The organism is Neisseria subflava, from assembly GCF_024205745.1.
GTDB lineage: Bacteria > Pseudomonadota > Gammaproteobacteria > Burkholderiales > Neisseriaceae > Neisseria > Neisseria flavescens_B.
The window spans coordinates 1,057,991-1,076,082 of sequence record NZ_CP073117.1; the positions used below are offsets into that span (position 1 = coordinate 1,057,991).

12 protein-coding genes are annotated in these 18,092 nt (G+C 49.6%); 7 read left to right on the forward strand and 5 right to left on the reverse strand.

Translation table 11 applies throughout. The features are described from left to right. The first annotated feature begins 7 nt into the window (after positions 1 to 7). From atpG to KCG55_RS05215, 3 genes are read left to right on the forward strand one after another with little or no spacing between them, the layout of a single operon-like run. On the forward strand, positions 8 to 883 hold the full coding sequence (gene atpG, locus KCG55_RS05205; RefSeq protein ID WP_254323581.1) for a F0F1 ATP synthase subunit gamma: 876 nt from the start codon (positions 8 to 10) through the stop codon (positions 881 to 883). Positions 884 to 921: 38 nt separating this feature from the next. Continuing rightward, positions 922 to 2,319 carry a F0F1 ATP synthase subunit beta gene (gene atpD, locus KCG55_RS05210; protein ID WP_063076780.1) on the forward strand — a complete coding sequence of 466 codons (1,398 nt, stop codon included), beginning with the start codon at positions 922 to 924 and terminating at the stop codon, positions 2,317 to 2,319. Between the two features lie 10 nt (positions 2,320 to 2,329). Continuing rightward, positions 2,330 to 2,755, forward strand: a complete 426-nt coding sequence (locus KCG55_RS05215; protein ID WP_003683708.1) for a F0F1 ATP synthase subunit epsilon — start codon at positions 2,330 to 2,332, stop codon at positions 2,753 to 2,755. A 370-nt stretch (positions 2,756 to 3,125) separates the two neighbouring features. On the opposite strand, the gene KCG55_RS05220 is transcribed toward KCG55_RS05215, so the two are convergent. The 4 genes from KCG55_RS05220 to KCG55_RS05235 all read right to left on the reverse strand — a co-directional run bounded on the left by KCG55_RS05220 (position 3,126) and on the right by KCG55_RS05235 (position 7,150). After that, complete coding sequence (locus KCG55_RS05220; RefSeq protein ID WP_254323582.1) at positions 3,126 to 4,835, reverse strand: flotillin family protein; 1,710 nt, start codon at positions 4,833 to 4,835, stop codon at positions 3,126 to 3,128. A gap of 212 nt (positions 4,836 to 5,047) precedes the next feature. Then, on the reverse strand, positions 5,048 to 5,713 hold the full coding sequence (locus KCG55_RS05225) for a YqiJ family protein (RefSeq protein WP_254323583.1): 666 nt from the start codon (positions 5,711 to 5,713) through the stop codon (positions 5,048 to 5,050). A gap of 214 nt (positions 5,714 to 5,927) precedes the next feature. Then, positions 5,928 to 6,596 carry a PspA/IM30 family protein gene (locus KCG55_RS05230; RefSeq protein ID WP_188208857.1) on the reverse strand — a complete coding sequence of 223 codons (669 nt, stop codon included), beginning with the start codon at positions 6,594 to 6,596 and terminating at the stop codon, positions 5,928 to 5,930. Between the two features lie 53 nt (positions 6,597 to 6,649). Further along, positions 6,650 to 7,150 carry a hypothetical protein gene (locus KCG55_RS05235; RefSeq protein ID WP_049344991.1) on the reverse strand — a complete coding sequence of 167 codons (501 nt, stop codon included), beginning with the start codon at positions 7,148 to 7,150 and terminating at the stop codon, positions 6,650 to 6,652. A 181-nt stretch (positions 7,151 to 7,331) separates the two neighbouring features. Here KCG55_RS05235 and polA point away from each other — a divergent pair, with 181 nt between their 5' ends. The 4 genes from polA (at position 7,332) to KCG55_RS05255 (ending at position 16,406) form a co-directional block, all read left to right on the forward strand. Continuing rightward, positions 7,332 to 10,127: a DNA polymerase I gene (gene polA, locus KCG55_RS05240; protein ID WP_254323584.1), complete on the forward strand. Its 2,796-nt coding sequence runs from the start codon at positions 7,332 to 7,334 to the stop codon at positions 10,125 to 10,127. 9 nt (positions 10,128 to 10,136) lie between these two features. Beyond that, positions 10,137 to 11,630 carry an EVE domain-containing protein gene (locus KCG55_RS05245; protein WP_254323585.1) on the forward strand — a complete coding sequence of 498 codons (1,494 nt, stop codon included), beginning with the start codon at positions 10,137 to 10,139 and terminating at the stop codon, positions 11,628 to 11,630. 316 nt (positions 11,631 to 11,946) lie between these two features. Beyond that, positions 11,947 to 12,915, forward strand: coding sequence for an SEL1-like repeat protein (locus KCG55_RS05250; protein ID WP_254323586.1), 969 nt, complete (start codon positions 11,947 to 11,949; stop codon positions 12,913 to 12,915). A gap of 209 nt (positions 12,916 to 13,124) precedes the next feature. Then, a complete protein-coding gene (locus KCG55_RS05255; protein WP_254323587.1) occupies positions 13,125 to 16,406 on the forward strand; it encodes a DUF2339 domain-containing protein in 3,282 nt (1,093 codons plus the stop codon). Positions 16,407 to 16,492: 86 nt separating this feature from the next. Here the strand turns inward: KCG55_RS05255 and KCG55_RS05260 are convergent, their stop codons facing one another. Further along, on the reverse strand, positions 16,493 to 18,079 hold the full coding sequence (locus KCG55_RS05260) for an FtsK/SpoIIIE domain-containing protein (protein WP_070734908.1): 1,587 nt from the start codon (positions 18,077 to 18,079) through the stop codon (positions 16,493 to 16,495). Positions 18,080 to 18,092 lie beyond the last annotated feature (13 nt).

Sequence of the window (18,092 nt, forward strand, 5' to 3'; positions counted from 1 at the left end):
GTCTGAAATGGCAGTCGGAAAAGAGATTCTCACCAAAATCCGTAGTGTTCAAAATACCCAAAAGATCACTAAAGCGATGCAAATGGTGTCGACCTCTAAAATGCGGAAGACTCAAGACCGGATGCGCTTAGCGCGTCCGTACGCCGAAAAAGTGCGTACAGTGATGAGCCATCTTGCACAGACCCATGCCGATCATGGTATCAAATTGTTGGAGCCGCACCGCGAAGTGCGTCGTGCCGGTTTCATTTTGATTACCTCGGATAAAGGTTTGTGCGGTGGCTTGAACGCAAACGTACTGAAAAAGTTTTTGGCGCAAGTTCAAGAGTATCAGGAACAAGGCATCGAAGTCGAAGTCGTGTGCCTGGGTAGTAAAGGTTTGGCTGCATGCCAAAGCATCGGTTTGAATGTTATTGCCAGCGCAACCAATTTGGGCGATACCCCAAAAATGGAATTGCTGCTCGGACCTCTGACCGAAATCTTCCAACGTTATGAGAAGCATGAATTAGACCGTATCCATATGGTTTACTCACGTTTTGTCAATACAATGCGCCAAGAGCCACGTATGGAAGTTTTGCTGCCTATCGGTGAAAACGTTATTGACGACGAAGCGGGTCATTCTTCATTTGCTTGGGAATACCGCTACGAGCCGAGTCCTATCGCCGTATTGGAATATTTGGTTCGCCGCTATTTAGAGTCTGTGGTTTATCAGGCATTGAGCGACAACATGGCATCTGAACAAGCCGCGCGTATGGTAGCGATGAAAGCCGCAACCGACAACGCAGGCAATGCCATTAAAGAATTGCGCTTGGTGTACAACAAATCGCGTCAAGCTGCGATTACCACAGAATTGTCAGAAATTGTAGCAGGTGCAGCGGCAGTTTAATGCTGTCTGAAGCCTGAACAGGAAATTAGGATACGATAATGAGCCAAGGCAAAATCGTACAAGTTATTGGTGCGGTGGTTGACGTGGAATTTCCACGCGACGCTATTCCGCATGTTTACGATGCCCTGAAATTGGACGAGAACGGTCTGACTCTGGAAGTTCAACAGCTTCTGGGTGACGGCGTTGTCCGTACTATTGCAATGGGTAGTTCAGACGGCCTGAAACGCGGCATGTCTGTAAGCAATACTGGTGCGCCAATCACTGTGCCGGTAGGTAAAGGTACTTTGGGTCGTATTGTCGACGTATTGGGTACGCCTGTTGATGAAGCAGGTCCGATCGATACCGACAAGAGCCGTGCCATTCACCAAACTGCTCCAAAATTCGACGAGTTGTCTTCAACTACTGAATTGTTGGAAACCGGTATTAAAGTGATCGACTTGCTGTGTCCGTTTGCTAAAGGCGGTAAAGTAGGTCTGTTCGGTGGTGCCGGTGTGGGCAAAACCGTGAACATGATGGAATTGATCAACAACATCGCCAAAGCGCACAGTGGTCTGTCCGTGTTCGCAGGTGTGGGTGAACGTACCCGTGAAGGTAACGACTTCTACCACGAGATGAAAGATTCCAACGTATTGGATAAAGTAGCCATGGTGTATGGCCAAATGAACGAACCTCCAGGCAACCGTCTGCGCGTTGCTTTGACCGGTTTGACTATGGCCGAATACTTCCGTGACGAAAAAGACGAAAACGGTAAAGGTCGCGACGTATTGTTCTTCGTTGACAACATCTACCGTTACACTCTGGCCGGTACCGAAGTATCTGCACTGTTGGGTCGTATGCCTTCTGCAGTAGGTTACCAACCGACATTGGCTGAAGAAATGGGTCGTTTGCAAGAGCGTATTACCTCTACCCAAACCGGTTCCATTACTTCCATCCAAGCCGTATATGTACCTGCGGATGACTTGACTGACCCGTCTCCAGCGACAACTTTCGCCCACTTGGACGCCACCGTCGTATTGAGCCGTGATATTGCATCTTTGGGTATTTACCCGGCAGTTGACCCGCTTGATTCTACTTCACGCCAATTGGATCCGATGGTATTGGGTCAAGAGCACTACGACGTAGCGCGCGGTGTACAGTCTACTCTGCAAAAATACAAAGAATTGCGCGACATTATTGCCATTCTGGGTATGGATGAATTGTCTGACGAAGACAAACTGACTGTGATGCGTGCCCGTAAAATCCAACGCTTCCTGTCTCAACCGTTCCACGTTGCCGAAGTATTTACCGGTTCTCCAGGCAAATACGTTCCATTGCGTGACACCATCGCCGGCTTTAAAGCCATCTTGAACGGCGAATACGACCATCTGCCTGAACAAGCGTTCTACATGGTAGGCGGCATTGAAGAAGCGGCTGAGAAAGCGAAAACCTTAAACTAAGGAGGCCGGCATGAGCACCATGCAAGTTGAAGTGGTTAGTAGCGAGCAAAACATCTATTCGGGCGAGGCCAGCTTTGTGGTGGTTCCGACCGTTCAAGGTGAGCTTGGTATTTATCCACGACACGAGCCGATTATGAGTTTGGTACGCCCCGGCGCATTGCGTTTGACTGTTCCGGGTGAAGCTGAAGAAGTGCTGGTTGCCGTTTCCGGTGGCGTTTTAGAAGTACAGCCTGATAAGATTACTGTATTGGCAGACGTCGCCGTCCGCAGTACAGAAATGGATCAGGCGCGTGCTGAAGCAGCTAAAAAAGCAGCCGAAACTGGTGTTTCTGAAGCCAGAGACGAAAAATCTTTGGCCGAAGCGCACAAAGCATTGGCAGCAGCCATTGCCCAGCTGAAAACTTTGGATTACCTTCGTTCGCAAAAAAACAAGTAATGTGGGTTCATCAAGAAAAAGCACAACGAAATGTTGTGCTTTTTTATTTGTCTGAAGATAAGTGGCTTGATATTGAAATGTCGATAGACGAGTAGACGGCAAGTTTGAAATTGAAATGGTAGAACCGACTTCTATGACTAAATTGTTGGTGGATCATTGTCGAAGCAGCTAGCCTTGTGAGTCATTTAAAATAGCCTGCCCAATCTTTTTATCCTAAAAAATAGATTAGATGATTCCTAATTTATTGCAATCGCAACAGATCTGAATTTATCAGTATTGAAAATATTAGCGTTTTTCTGAGCTCGCATACAAAAAAGGCCGTCTGAAAAGTTTCAGACGGCCTTTAAACCATTATTGCGGCATTCGTTTATTATTGGCCGATGGTTTTATCCAGTCCTTGGGTCAGGCCGTTGATGTCGCCACCATTCAGTCCCAACTCTTTCAAGAGACCGTCAACCAACGGGGCTTGGCTGCGGTAGCGCAGGGCGCTGTTGACCATTTGGTCTGCAAGGCTGGCTTGTGTGGTTTGGCCGTCTGCAACACCTTCCGCACCATTTGCACCACCGGTAAAGCCACCCAGACCATTGACTTGCAAAATCTTGATGTCTTCGATTTTTTCCATTGGGCGGACGGATTCACGAATGATGTCAGGCAGGTGTTTCAAGAGGGCAAGGCGGACTTGCATTTCAACCTGTTCAACGCTCAGGACGTTGGCAGCTTCGTTCACAGCGCGGGTACCTTCGGCATCAACTTTGTATTGTTGCTCTTGCGCTTGTGCCAACAGAATTTTGGCATCGGCCTCACCTTTGGCTTGCAGGCGGTGTTTTTCGGCTTCGGCTTCGGCGGCGATACGTACGGCTTCAGCGCGGTCTTGTGCGGCTTGTTTTTCGGCTTCAGCGGCAACAGTGAGCGAAATCGCATCTTTTTGCGCAGCCTCTTCGGCGGCAATCAATTCCACCGCTTTGGCACGCTCGGCGCGTTCGGTTTCGCGTACGGTAATCACGCTCTCTTCTTCGCGAACAGCGGCGGCGCGGGCTTTGTCGGCTTCGGCTTTGGCTTCGGATTCGGCACGCGATTTTTCGGCAACGGCGATGGCGCGGTCTTGTTCGGCCAACTCGATGGCTTTGCGGCGTTCAACCTCCGCTTGCTCAACAGCTTGGGCTTTGCGGATGTCTTCGTTTTTAATGTCGCGTTCGGCTGCGATGCGTTTCAAATCCACTTCGCGTTCAGCGGCAATTTTCGCTTCTTCAGCTTCACGTTTTTTCTGAGATTCTTGTTCGGTAATACTGGCCTCTTGTTCGGCGCGGCGGACGGCAATTTCGCGCTCTTGTTCGAGTTTGGCGTATTCTTCTTCGCGCGAGATTTTCAGGCGTTGCTGCTCGGCTTCAAGGTTTTTGGTTTTGATTGCCAAGTCGGTGTCTTGTTCGATTTCGTTACGTTTTTTGCGGCGGCCTTCGATGGTTTCGGTCAGTTTGGTCAAACCTTCCGCGTCAAAGGCGTTTTGCGGGTTGAAGAACTCAAAACTGGTTTGGTCGAGGCCGGTCAGGGAAACGGTTTCGAGTTCGAGACCGTTTTTAAACAAATCTTCGCTCACGACTTGTTGTACTTTCTGAACGAAATCAACACGTTTTTCATGCAACTCTTCCATTGCCATTTCAGCGGCAACGGCGCGCAAGGCATCAACGAATTTACCTTCGACGAGGTCTTTCAGCTCATCGGGAGACATGGTTTTCATACCCAGCGTTTGTGCGGCGGTCGCAATGCTCTCGGCGCTGGGTTTAACGCGGACGTAAAATTCCGCCATTACGTCAACGCGCATACGGTCGCGGGTAATCAGCGCTTGTTGGGCAGCGCGGCGCACTTCAAGGCGCAGTGTATTCATGTTGACGGGGATGATTTCGTGCAGCACGGGCAGCACCATCGCGCCGCCGTTCATGATGACTTTTTCGCCACCAAAACCGGTACGGACAAATGAGACTTCTTTGCTGGCACGGCGATACAGACGGGTCAGGATGAGGCCGAGTACAAACAGCGCGACGAGTATGACGCCGGCGATAGTGCCGATGGAGACCAAATTCATGGTTTTTCCTTTCTTCTTGTTAATATGCCTTTGGGGGCGGTGGATTCAGAAGGCTTTGAGGGAAAGAGGCCGACTGAAAGGGTTAAAAATATGGGTTGAAATAATAGGGTGGTTGTTTTTTCTAATTGTTATTTCGGATTTCTAGATGGTGAGGATAGGGCGGTAAAGTATCTATTTTTACCGTATCGATAAATCAGCGGTTTCAGACGGCCTTAATCTACCAAACTGCCGCTCGGATTTAAAATCGCTTTAAATGTATTTCCGTCCAACGACACCAGCAATACCGCATCGCCTTGTTTCAATACATCTTCAGAGTCAGGCTCTACCATCACATAATGCTGTTGGCCGTAAGCATCTTTTACGCGCACTTGTGCCGCATTGCCTACCCGAGCTTCGCCTAACACCACCGTGCCGACGCGGCCGATTAAACTTTCCTGCAAAACGGCAGTGGTTTCATCTTTCGGCATAATTTTGTACAAACCGCTAGCCGTTACGCGTACTAAGGGCAGGGAAAGAAACCAGACGATGACTGCTGCCAACGTGCCATTCAGATAAGTGCCGAATACAGTGGCAAAGGCCGTCTGAAACAGATAACCCGTCAGTCCGTATACGGCAAGAAATACCACCATCAACATCAACACCGGAATACGTCCGACATACAGCCAGCTCAGGAAACGCACGAATATGCCTGCGTCCGCCACATCCAATCCGACCTCGGCGTGCGCGGTTTCGGTCAGGCTGTCGGGCAACAGGTTGTCCAACCAGTCGCTGATACCGCCTGCCAGCATGGAAATGACTTCCAACACACCGAGCAAAACCATCAGCGCAATGGCAATGCCGAAGATTTCAGTTTCGGGGGCGTTGATTAAATTCCACATATCGCATTTCCTTATTCTTTTTAATTTTCAGACGGCATATATTTTATTTTAAAGTTAAGCCGATTGGATATGGGTATTTTATTAATTTGTCGTAACCGACAGGATTTTTCCCAATTCGGCATCTTTTTGTTATTGAGGTGTGTATGGTTTTCTTTTTTTCAGACGGCCCCGTGAAGATAAAGGCCGTCTGAAACCGCGATTTTCTCAATATGGCTTATGATTTCGCTTTCAATGCCGCCAATCTTTCGGCAATGCGGTTGTTGCGGCTAAAGTCTTCCAGTTCTTTCAGCTTGGCCAACTGCGCCGCATCAGTGCTGCTGTGTACCGAGTTTTGGCGACCCATCACACGGTCGAAGGCATTGCCGCTTTTTTCAGCATCACGGGCAATGCGGTTGAGGTCGCTGCCGTTGCCACCGGCTGTTTTGCCTGTACCCATGCTTTGCTGTGCGGCACGCCAGTCTTGCAACTGCTGTTGCATCTCGCGTTTTTTCGCCTGCAGGGCGGCGATAAAGCCTTCCAGCTCTTTTTCTTGTGCAGCACAATCGGCAATGGTGTTTTCCAAGATGGGCAGACGCGCTTCGATGTCCATCTGCTCGGCGATACCCGCTTCGGCAAGATCATCGCGACCGGCATCTACGGCGGCCTGCAGATTGGCATCGATGGCCTCGTGGCGGTTGCTTTCATCGGCCATTTTCTTGGCGGCAAGGTGTTTCTGCGCCAACACTTTGCCTAATTCAGCACGCACTTCATCTACTGCGCGCTCAATTTCGCGGATGCTTTCGTTCATGACCGCTTCAGGCGCGAGGTTTTCCGCCGCATCAATCAGGGCATGAAAACCGCCGCTCACCAGGCGGCCTACTCGGCGGGATAGGGTTTCGCTCATTTGGATTTTCCTTTCACTAAAATGTGTTTGTTTCATTTGGTATGGCGGCAGTCTTAAACTTCATTTGCCTGCTGCACAATCTTCGCCAGTTTCAAAGTATTTTCAAGCTGTTGCAACACGGTATCGTCATATGCCGCGCCTTTGCCGGTTACGGCGAGTTGCAGGATGCTGTCAGTCAGGCGGACGATGCGCCACATCAGTTCGCGCTCGTATTTTTTCAAATCGTCGAGGTCGGCTTCTTCGGGCAGGTCGGCGGCGAGTGTTGCGCCTAAGTCGGGAAGCTGTTCAAACAACCTTGCTACGATATGCGAATGCACTCCGGCCTGTTTTTCTGCGTGCAAGATTTCGTGTTTCGCCGCTTGGAAAAATTGCTCCTGCGCCGTCAGTGCGGAGCTGTAATCGCGTGTCTGCGTATGCGCCAAGCGCGCCAGCTTGAGCAATTCGCGGATTTTTTCAGACGGCGTATTCGCACCTTCGATTTTTAGTTCGGCAATAAAATCAGCATCTTCCTGAGTGATGCGTACACTAATTGGGATACGGTTCGTTGCATTCATATTCGTTTGCTTTGGTTTGTATTCATTTGAATACAAATATACAAGATAGGATTCTGAGACGCAATACCTGAAACCGTATATTTATGTAAACATCAGGCCGTCTGAAACTTGATTTTCGGTTTTCAGACGGCCTTTTCCTTTATAATCCGTACATTATTTTCATACACACAGCAGGTTCTCCATGTCCAACAAACCCACACTCCTTCTCGTTGACGGCTCTTCTTATCTTTACCGCGCCTATCATGCTATGGGACAGAATTTGTCTGCGCCCGACGGTGCGCCGACGGGGGCAATGTATGGCGTGTTGAACATGCTGCGCCGGCTGCGGGCGGATTATGTGCATGACTATTGCGCGGTGGTGTTTGATGCGAAGGGCAAAAATTTCCGCCACGAGATGTTCCCCGACTATAAGGCGACTCGCCCACCGATGCCGGACGATTTGCGCCCGCAGGCGGAAGCCTTGCCGGATTTGGTACGCCTGATGGGCTGGCCGGTATTGGTGATTCCGCAAGTCGAAGCGGACGACGTTATCGGCACTTTGGCTAAGATGGCTAGCGAAGCAGGGTGGAACGTGGTGGTGTCCACCGGCGATAAGGACATGGCGCAGTTGGTGAACGAACGCGTGACGCTGGTGAACACGATGAGTGGCGAAACGCTGGACATTGAAGGCGTGAAGGAGAAATTCGGTGTGCGTCCCGACCAAATCCGCGATTATCTCGCGCTGATGGGCGACAAGGTGGACAACGTGCCGGGTGTGGAAAAATGCGGCCCGAAAACGGCGGTGAAGTGGCTGGAAGCCTACGGTTCGCTGGCAGGCGTGATGGAACACGCTGCGGAAATCAAAGGCAAGGTGGGCGAAAACCTGCAAGCCGCTTTGGGACAACTACCGCTGTCGTATGATTTGGTAACGATTAAAACCGATGTGGATTTGCACACCGAGCTTTCAGACGGCCTTGAAAGCCTGCGCCGCACTACGCCTAAATGGGCGCAGCTGGTTGTCGATTTCAAACGCTGGGGCTTCCGCACTTGGCTGAAAGAGGCGGAAAGCCGTATGCACGAAGCGCAAAACACAGATTTGTTCGGCAGCGAGCATATCGGCGAACAAGCTGCATTGGCGATGGAAACACAGCCTGAAAAACAACCCGAACTCGCTCCAGCTCCTGAAAAGCTGGATTATCAAGCCATTACCACCGAAGCGCAGTTTGCCGCCTTGTTGGACAAACTGTCGCAGACTGACACCATCGGCATCGATACGGAAACCACGTCCCTAGACGCGATGAATGCCGCGCTGGTTGGCATCAGCATCGCGTTCCAAGCAGGCGAAGCGGTTTACATCCCTGTAGGACACAGCCTGACTGCCGCACCCGAACAACTTGATTTACAAGACGTATTAGGCCGTCTGAAACCGCATTTGGAAAATCCTGCCCTGAAAAAAATCGGGCAAAACCTCAAATACGACCAACACGTTTTCGCCAACTACGACATCGCCCTGAACGGCATTGCCGGCGATTCCATGCTCGCTTCCTACATCATCGAGAGCCATCTCGGACACGGATTGGACGAATTGTCCGAACGCTGGCTCGGCTTGGAAACCATTACCTACGAATCGCTGTGCGGTAAAGGCGCAAAGCAAATCAGTTTTGCCGATGTCGCTATCGGGCAGGCAACCGAATACGCCGCCCAAGACGCCGATTTCGCCCTACGCCTCGAAGCGCACCTGCGCGCGCAAATGGACGCCAAACAGCTTGAAATGTATGAAAAAATGGAGCTTCCCGTCGCGCAGGTATTGTTTGAAATGGAACGCAACGGCGTACAAATCGACCGCGCCGAACTCGCCCGCCAAAGCGCAGAACTCGGCGCAGAGCTGATGAAGCTCGAACAAGAAGCCTACGCCGCCGCAGGCCAACCGTTCAACCTCAACTCGCCCAAACAGCTTCAAGAAATCCTGTTCGACAAAATGGGCATTCCAACAAAAGGACTGAAAAAAACCGCCAAAGGCGGCATTTCCACCAACGAAGCCGTATTGGAACAGCTCGCGCCCGACTACCCCCTGCCCAAAATCATCCTGCAAAACCGCAGCCTGGCGAAACTCAAATCCACCTACACCGACAAACTGCCCGAAATGATTTCCCCCAAAGACGGCCGCGTGCATACCACCTACGCCCAAGCCGTCGCCATCACCGGCCGCCTCGCCAGCAACAACCCCAACCTGCAAAACATCCCCATCCGCACCGCCGAAGGCCGCCGCGTACGCCGCGCCTTCACCGCACCGCAAGGCAGCGTCATCGTTTCCGCCGACTACTCCCAAATCGAGCTGCGCATCATGGCACACCTTTCCGGTGACAAAACCCTCATCGCCGCGTTCCAAAACGGCGAAGACGTACACCGCCGCACCGCCGCCGAAGTATTCGGCATCGCCCCCGAAAACGTCTCGCCCGAACAACGCCGCTACGCCAAAACCATCAACTTCGGCCTCATTTACGGCATGGGCCAATACGGCCTCGCCAAATCGCTGGGCATAGACAACCTGTCCGCCAAAACCTTCATCGACCGCTACTTCGCCCGCTACCCCGGCGTTGCCGAATACATGCAGCGCACCAAAGAACAAGCCGCCGCGCAAGGCTACGTCGAAACCCTGTTCGGCCGCCGCCTCTACCTGCCCGACATCCGCAACAAAAACGCCAACGCCCGCGCCGGAGCCGAACGCGCCGCCATCAACGCCCCCATGCAAGGTACCGCCTCCGACCTCATCAAACGCGCCATGATAGACGTGTCCCGCTGGCTTTCAGACGACCTGTTACAAAGCAAACTGATTATGCAGGTGCATGACGAACTGGTGTTGGAAGTACCCGAAGCAGAGCTGGATTTAGTCAAAGAAAAACTGCCGCAGATTATGGCGAAAGTGGATGAGGGGATGTTGAACGTGCCGCTGGTAGCTGAAGTGGGCGTGGGTATGAATTGGGAAGAGGCACATTGAGGAAGTGATATGTATTTCAATCGTTATATTTTTGATTGTTATCTGCAAACTGATTCAGCAAGAGAAACTAAAAACTTCTTTGAAAATTTATCTGTATGGGTAAAAGAAGAAAAATGGAAGGAAATATACGCCTATTTATTTAAGCAGGGATATACACAGGAAAGCGAAGGTTATTGGGTAGAAACTTTTGTTTTTATACAAAACCTATTAGAAGACTTTTTAGATTGGGAACGTGCTGAGAATATCGGGCAGGCAATTGAAAAGTTTGAAGGATTTGTTGATTCTTTTCTTGCTGAAAGTGATAAAAAGAAATGTAGGGACAAATTGGCACGGTTAGATGGAATTTCATTGTTTTTGTATCTAAAAGACTCTGAACATTATATTCCGTATTTTTTTACTAACCGGTTTTTCTTGTTAGAAAGAGTTTTCCAGTCATTTGATATACCTTTGCCAATACCGCCAAGTAAACAGAAATACCGTGATCGTTTCCTTTACTATGGAAATTTATGCCGAGATATATACGAATTTCGGAAAAAATATTCATTAGACTATATAGAATTAAATTGTTTTTTATATGATTTTTCGTTAAAAACCCTACCTGACTTTATTAATACCGATGAATTACCTGATGCAATCAATATTTATATCAGCGGAGGAACCAAAGAGGATACGGATTTATTAAGGAAGAATGGAGAAACATATCGAACTTTTTGGCAGGGAAATCCGCAAACGAAAATAGGGGATATTATTTTATTGTATAGTTTGTCCCCGTATAGTGGATTGACGGCTATCTTCCGCGCGGTATCTCCTACCTACTATGATCCATTTAGTTACTATCCTGAACGAGTTTGGGTAGGTTTTCCCATAGTCATTCCGACGATTCATTTATCTGAATTGAAAAGTAATCCAGTTTGGAAAGAAAAAGGTTTGGTTAAAGCCAATATGCAAGGAGTGAATGGAAGGGAATGTACATCAGATGAATACAATGCAATCATAGAGATATTGAAATCTAAAAACTTTGATGTTTCTATGCTGCCAAAATTACCGTTTTTGGACGAGCCTGATTTTAGAAATTTAAATTATGAGCGGGATATAGAAATTACTTTACTTGAACCGTTGTTGAAACGATTAGGGTTTGATGAAAATGATTGGCTAAGGCAGATGACTTTAAGAATGGGGCGTAATGATCGTGTTTTTCCTGATTATGCCCTATTTGCAAATGATCGACGTGGAGAAGAGAGTGCCCGATTTATTTGGGAAGCCAAATATAGTATTACTAATGAAACACAGTTAAAAGACGCCTTCCTGCAGGCAAAGTCTTATGCTTTGCGTTTGGGGTGTGATGGCTTTGGTTTGGTTGCGCGTGAAGGAGTCTGGATTTCAACTCGGCAAGATGACTTTCAATGGGAGCGGTTGCATCAGTTTTCTTGGGGTGAATTGAAACAAAAAGAAAATTTTTCAAGATTGACAGGATTGGCAGATAAACGTGTATTGGTTGAGTAACTATAGGTAGCAGTAGGTCGGATACTTGTATCCGACAAAAGCCGCTGCCATCTCAAATAGCCGTCGGATTCGAGAATCCAACCTACTGAAACTGGGCATCAGGTGTAGGGTGTGTGCGGTACGCACGCACGCGGTGCTTGCAACCCAAAATCCATCCGAGGTCGTCTGAAAACCTTTCAAGGTTTTCAGACGATGTTATATTCAGCATTACTAGATTTTAAGAATTTGATTTAACGGTAACCCCATTTTAATGGGTGTAATTAAAAAAATAGTTATGGTATCGAAAATAAAAAATGAATAAGACTGGGGATATAAGATGAAATTGTTACTTGCTTGTTTTTTAATAGCTGTCGCGATTTTTCTTTTCAGGCTTATGAGACGGAGTGCGGCTAAGGAATATGCTCTTGTCCATACTTCTGATCCTATTCAAGCTGTTACTCAGTTGGCTGAAGAAGGAAATGTCCAGGCTCAATATGAATTAGCTGAGTTATATTGTAATAAAGAGCCTAAAGATTATCGAAAGGCAGTGCATTGGTATATGAAGGCAGCAGAGCAGGGACATCTTGATGCGCAATACCTTTTGATAAAGGAGTATTCTAGTTTTTTGACTAACAGGGACTATGAGCAGTTGAAACAGTGGCTGCATGTGAAGGTAGAGGAGGGTATTGTCCAAGCTAAATTTTATTTGGGTGAGCTGTATTTTCAATTGTTAGATTATGAGCAGGCATTGTATTGGTATCGTTTGGCTGGTAATCAGGGATATGGTCCTGCTATGTGCCGATTGGGTCAGATGTATAAAAATGGAACGGGTGTTGCGCAAGACTATAAACAGGCAGAAGAATGGTTTCTTAAAGATGGGCCATATGGCGATGCTCAGTGGTATCTGTTGACGATGTATGAGCATATGGCAAATGAAGGAGATATAGAGGCTCAATACAAATTGGGTTTTCAGTATCGATACGGTGGAAGTGTAGATCAATGGGATCCTTCTTTTGGTATTGATTATAAGCAGGCATTATCTTTGTTTCGTAAATCGGCGGAACAAGGACATGCCGATGCTCAGTTTCAATTGGCTCAGATGTACAATGATGGGGTAGGCGTGACGCAAAATGATGTATTAGCGATTTATTGGTATCGTAAAGCGGCAGAGCAGGGAGTTGCATCAGCTCAGTTTTGTTTGGGCACTAAGTATAAACTCGGCCAAGGTTTTCAACAGGATGACACGCTGGCTCAGGAATGGTTTGAGAAGGCTTATAGCAACGGGTATCCTCGTGAAGAGTCTTAAGGTTCAATAAATAGTTGCTCAATTAACCTGACAATAATATTAGTCCGTCTGAAAATCCCTAAATATTTTCAGACGGCCTTTTTCTATTCCGATTCTCTACATTCTATTCGCCGTATGCTTTTATTCTTGGCCTTTTGTCTCTTTTTTTCATGAATAATGTTGCCGGTGTTACAATCGGCATATTCTTATTGTTATCAAACAGGTGTTTTATGCAGTTTTTCGGCCTGCTTATTCCTATTATTATCGGCTATTTTGCCGATGAGATGTTCACCGGCGTCATTATTGGATCGTTGTTTTGGCTGGTTGCTTGGTCAATTGCCAAACAGCGTCAAGAAGAGCGTTTGGCTGAATCTGCTACGGCAGGCGATAGAATGCAAAAGCTGGAGCAGGAAATCGAGCTGCTGAAACAGCGTTTGTCGGTGTTGGAGCATGAGGTTGTCCGTGATGAGGCGAAGGTAGGGCAGGGGCTTGAGGCTTTGCCTGTTACCGATGTTCAGACGGCCTCTGAGTCGCTTCATGTTCGGGTTGAGCCTGAAGCGGAAGCTGCGCCTGTTAAGCAGAAGATTGAAGAGGCGTTTGCTCCTTCTTTTTCTATACCTATTGATCCTGTTTCTGCCAAGGCTTCTGCTTCGCCTGAGCCTGTTGTGGAATCGGAAGTTATTGAAGCGGTTGCTGCTGAACAAGAAGAGCAGTCTAAGGAAGAGGCTGTTGTTGCTTCGATGCCGTCTGAAAGCGAAGAGGCGCCATCGCGTCAATTTGTTATCCATAAAGAACAGGCGGAAGGCGGAGAGTACAAGTTTTCCGACAATCCGATTGTTGCTTGGTTCTTGCGCGGCAATCCGTTGTTGAAAACCGGTATTGTGGTGCTGTTCCTCGGCCTGGCGTTTTTGCTGCGCTATGCCTCCGAGCGGGTTCATGTGCCGGTGGAGCTGCGTTATCTGACGGTGGCAGGCGCGGGTTTGGCGGCGGTAGTCGGCGGCTGGAAGCTGCAAAGCCGTAAGCGTGAATATGGCTTGGTGTTGCAGGGTTTCGGCGTGGCAGTGATGTATTTGACGGCCTTGGCGGCGTTGAAACTGCATCCGCTGCTGCCTGTGTCGGTCGTGTTCGGGCTGATGGTGGCGATGGTTGTGCTGATGGCGTGGCTGGCGGTAAGGCAGAATGCGCAGATTATGGCGCAGGTTGCTTTAATCGGCGGTATGGCCGCGCCTTTGCTGACTTCAGACGGCAGCGGTAATTATTTGGTGCTGTTTTCTTATCTCGCCCTGCTCAATGGTGGTGTGGCCGCGATTGCGTGGTTTAAGGCATGGCGTCCGCTGAACCTGACGGGTTTTGCCGCTACTTTTGCCATTGCCGCGTTGTGGGGCATGCGAAGTTATACGCCGCAACATTTCGCCACTACCGAGCCTTTCTTGATTTACCACTGGCTGCTCTATACCTTTATCGCGTATCTGTTCGCACGCCGTAAGTTGACGGAAAACAGCGAAGACAGCGTTACGCCGATTGCCGACAATGCGACTTTGGAGGAGATTGGCAAGAGTATTTATACACACGGCCTGCGCGTGCATGTCCTCGACCATACTTTATTGTTTGGCACGATGGCGGCGGCGTTCGGCCTGCAATACCGCATGGTGGAGCATTGGCCGTCTGCGGATGCGCTTTCCGCATTGGGTTTTGCCGCTGTTTACGGGCTGGCCGCGCTGCTGCTGAAACGTCAGCAGGGTTTGTATATTTTGCGTCAGGCGTTTTTTGCGTTGGCGGTATTGTTCCTCACGATTGCCGTTCCGCTTTATTTTGAACCGAGTAATACAGTCATTTTGTGGAGTGCTGAATCCGCATTGGTTTATTTCTTCGGTCTGTGCCAACAGCGTCCGCATATCCGTTTGGGTGCGCTGATGGTTTATCTCTTGGCGGCGCTGATTCAGCTGGGCAATTATCAGGGCTTTGGCACGGATACCGTTCTGGAAGGGCAGTGGTTTACGACGATTGTGGTGTTGTTTGGCGGAGCGGCGATTTACTTGCTGTGGTATTTCTCGCGTCGCGAAGGTTCGGCGCAATGGGAAAAATCCGTTCAGACGGCCGTGTTGTCTGCCGCCTTGCTGTACATCTCTATTTTGCCTTTGCTCTTCTTGGCCAACCAAGGCAGCATTGTCGCTCTTTCCGCTTTGGCGGCGGCGTGGGCATTCTGCCGGCGCAAACATGAGCCGAATGTATTTATCACATTTACTTTGGGCAATGTATTGTTCGCCCTGTTGCTGCAAAGCAGCATCATTTATGAATCCAAAGGCTTCCTGACCCATTTATACCTTATTGCCGCTACGCCTTTGCTGTTTGCGGCTGCCTACGCGCTGCAATATCCGCGCGTGCCGGTTGCAAGCGAAAAGCCGGAAGGAAACGAGGTTTACTTTGCGCAGGTTTCAGGCTGGATCATCCTGCTTACCGCGTTGGCAACAGGCAGCTACGCCCTTTATATGCAATGGACAGGTGAGGAAACCCTGTTTACCCAGTTGTGGCTGTGGCCGATATTTGCCAGCTTACTGCTGTTTGCCAAACGTCTGAAATGGGAAGAGCTTCTGCAAACCAATTTGGCATTCTTGCCATTGTTTGGCCTGCATTTCCTCTCCTACCATACCGAGCATGCGGTGACAGCCGCCGCAGCCTTGCCGCTTGTGGCTGCCACCGTGTTGAACTTCATTATTTTGAACAACTATCCGCGCCATGATCTGATTTGGTTGCACAAACTCAATATCACAATACTCGGCGTACTTTGGACGCTTTGGACGGCGCTGTATGCCGGCGAGCGTTTTTACGGCGTTTGGGCGCAGCTCTCATGGCTGGTCGTACCACTGGCGATGTGGATTGTTTTCCATACGCAGCGCCAACGTGAATTTTTCAGACGGCATCAAGCCATTTATCAGCATTTTGCTATGCCGTTGTGCGCCCTTGCCGCTGCTTGTTGGATGCTGTGGACCAACTTCTCCACTCCGTTCCAACCTTCGCCATTGCCGTATATTCCCGTGCTCAATCCGGTGGAACTTGCCAGCGCCGGTATGCTTTGGTTTGCCCTGAAATCCCTGCCCGAAGCCTTACCGCCCGACCTTCGCCGTACCACAGCGACCACTGTCGCCGCCTTGGCATTTATGCTGATCAGCGCAGGCGTGATGCGCGTATGGCATTTCTACGACGGCATTACTTGGCGTCTCGACATCATGCTGCAATCCTTCGGCCTGCAAGCCAGCCTCTCCGTCGTTTGGGCAGTAACCGCCATCATCTTGATGGTACTCGGCAACCGCCGCAAACAGCGTTCCTACTGGATGACTGGCGCGACGCTGATGGGCATCGTGGTCGTCAAACTCTTCCTGATTGAGCTTTCCAACAGCGGTGGTATCGAGCGTATTGCCTCCTTCATCATCGTCGGCTTGCTGCTACTTCTGGTCGGCTGGTTTGCCCCCGTTCCGCCCAAAGCAGAGAATGATGGCGAACCTAAAGCCTAATTATTAATCTCCAAAGGAAAAGGCCGTCTGAAACCCCATTTAAGTTTCAGACGGCCTGAGACCTTTGCAAAGGATGGTTGAACAAATTATACATTATACCCGTGCAGAAAACGTGCTGCTTCATTGTTCCATTTGACCAAATGATCGCCTTTGGCCGTCAGGTTTTCAGCACCGCGCTCGCCCAAGATAATCTCGGAAGACTGGCGTTTGCCTGTTTTCAACGCAATTTTGGTCGGCAGGTTGTCACGTAGGCGGCCGCTGAGTGTTTTCGCATCGGGGCGTTGCGTTGCCAATAACAGATACATTCCTGCGGAGCGCGCTTTTTGTGCCAGCCGTACCAAATGCCCTTCTGCGTCACTGCTGACATCGATAAGGTCGGCCAGTTCGTCAATCACGATAACAACATATTTTGGACGGGCGTGCTGTGGGACTTCTGCAATATCCTTTGCAGCGTATTCGTCCATCAGGCGGTATCGTTTATCCATCTCGTCAGCAAAAGACGACAATATTTCAGCAGCTTCTTCCGCATCGCTGACTATGCGCCCCTGCCATAAATTCGGACGGTCTTTGAAGGCGGCGAAATCCGCAGAAACTTTGCAATAACACACGACGATTTCCGTTTCATTCTGAGGAGCGAGTTCGAACAGGGAAGCCAGCATTGAGCGCACCAGTACCGATTTCCCAGCCCCCGTTTCCCCGCCTACCATCACATGCGGCGCGGTGGCAAAATCTTGAAACACGGGTTCGCCGCGTTCGTCCAAACCGATACACACTGGCAATCTGAATTGCTGTGCCGATGCGCGGTATTGCTGTAAGGCCGTCTGAAACTCACTTTGCCCGTATTGCCGCCAAGTGTCTTGCGGGCGCAGGATATTGATGTGCCATGTATTGGCTTCGCCGCGTATGCGTCCGCAGCGCATTTCGTCATCGCCGATGCCTAATTCGGAGCAAATCTGGCTGTGGTATTTTTCCAAATCCACATAGCAGTCGAACTGTACGCGCAAGCAGTCGTAGCGCACGCCGACGTATTCTAGTTGTATCGTGCCGCCCTTGCCGACTGTTTTGTCCAGTGCGGTTTTAAGTTTGATGCGGGCTGCATCGAGTGTTCCGACATTTTCTGCGGGAAATTCGCTTGAACTAGAAATCTCTCCTGCATGTTGCCGTCCGCTACTGTTTTTAACAGCCAATTCAGCCAATTCGTTCAAAAAGGCCTGCCGTTGTGCCAAATCGTCATCGGGTTTGAATTGTCTGCAACGTTCCCAAAACGCATGCAAACCAAGCGCGCCGGTATGCCACAGGTCGGCAATTAGTTTGTACAAATCATCTTTTCCCGCCGGTTTCCCTTGCCTGATGTGGAACAGGGTTTCGCTCAACAGGGCAAGCCAAAGCCGCGAATGGTCTTGAAAGCAGGTTTGGAAAGAAGGGATGTCGATGCCTTTGGTATCGGGGGCGGCAGTCAAATTTTCCGGCTGGCGAGCCCAGCCTTTGGCAAAGCAATAGCCGATACAGAGTACCGCCCACTCGTAGTTGTTGTCCAGATGCGGCAACGCACCTGCGTGGGTGAGTTTTTCGCGTATGGCTTTGGCTTCGCTGCTGGAAATAATGTGTTTGTCGCTAATCAGGGTATGGAAATAGTCGGAATCCCACTGGCGGTTGTCTGGCAGCAGATACATGTATTGTTCCTTT

Coding starts and splice junctions, on each gene's coding strand:
- atpG (WP_254323581.1), top strand. CDS start 8: ATGGCAGTCGGAAAAGAGATTCTCACCAAAATCCGTAGTGTTCAAAAT.
- atpD (WP_063076780.1), top strand. CDS start 922: ATGAGCCAAGGCAAAATCGTACAAGTTATTGGTGCGGTGGTTGACGTG.
- KCG55_RS05215 (WP_003683708.1), top strand. CDS start 2,330: ATGAGCACCATGCAAGTTGAAGTGGTTAGTAGCGAGCAAAACATCTAT.
- KCG55_RS05220 (WP_254323582.1), bottom strand. CDS start 4,835: ATGAATTTGGTCTCCATCGGCACTATCGCCGGCGTCATACTCGTCGCG.
- KCG55_RS05225 (WP_254323583.1), bottom strand. CDS start 5,713: ATGTGGAATTTAATCAACGCCCCCGAAACTGAAATCTTCGGCATTGCC.
- KCG55_RS05230 (WP_188208857.1), bottom strand. CDS start 6,596: ATGAGCGAAACCCTATCCCGCCGAGTAGGCCGCCTGGTGAGCGGCGGT.
- KCG55_RS05235 (WP_049344991.1), bottom strand. CDS start 7,150: ATGAATGCAACGAACCGTATCCCAATTAGTGTACGCATCACTCAGGAA.
- polA (WP_254323584.1), top strand. CDS start 7,332: ATGTCCAACAAACCCACACTCCTTCTCGTTGACGGCTCTTCTTATCTT.
- KCG55_RS05245 (WP_254323585.1), top strand. CDS start 10,137: ATGTATTTCAATCGTTATATTTTTGATTGTTATCTGCAAACTGATTCA.
- KCG55_RS05250 (WP_254323586.1), top strand. CDS start 11,947: ATGAAATTGTTACTTGCTTGTTTTTTAATAGCTGTCGCGATTTTTCTT.
- KCG55_RS05255 (WP_254323587.1), top strand. CDS start 13,125: ATGCAGTTTTTCGGCCTGCTTATTCCTATTATTATCGGCTATTTTGCC.
- KCG55_RS05260 (WP_070734908.1), bottom strand. CDS start 18,079: ATGTATCTGCTGCCAGACAACCGCCAGTGGGATTCCGACTATTTCCAT.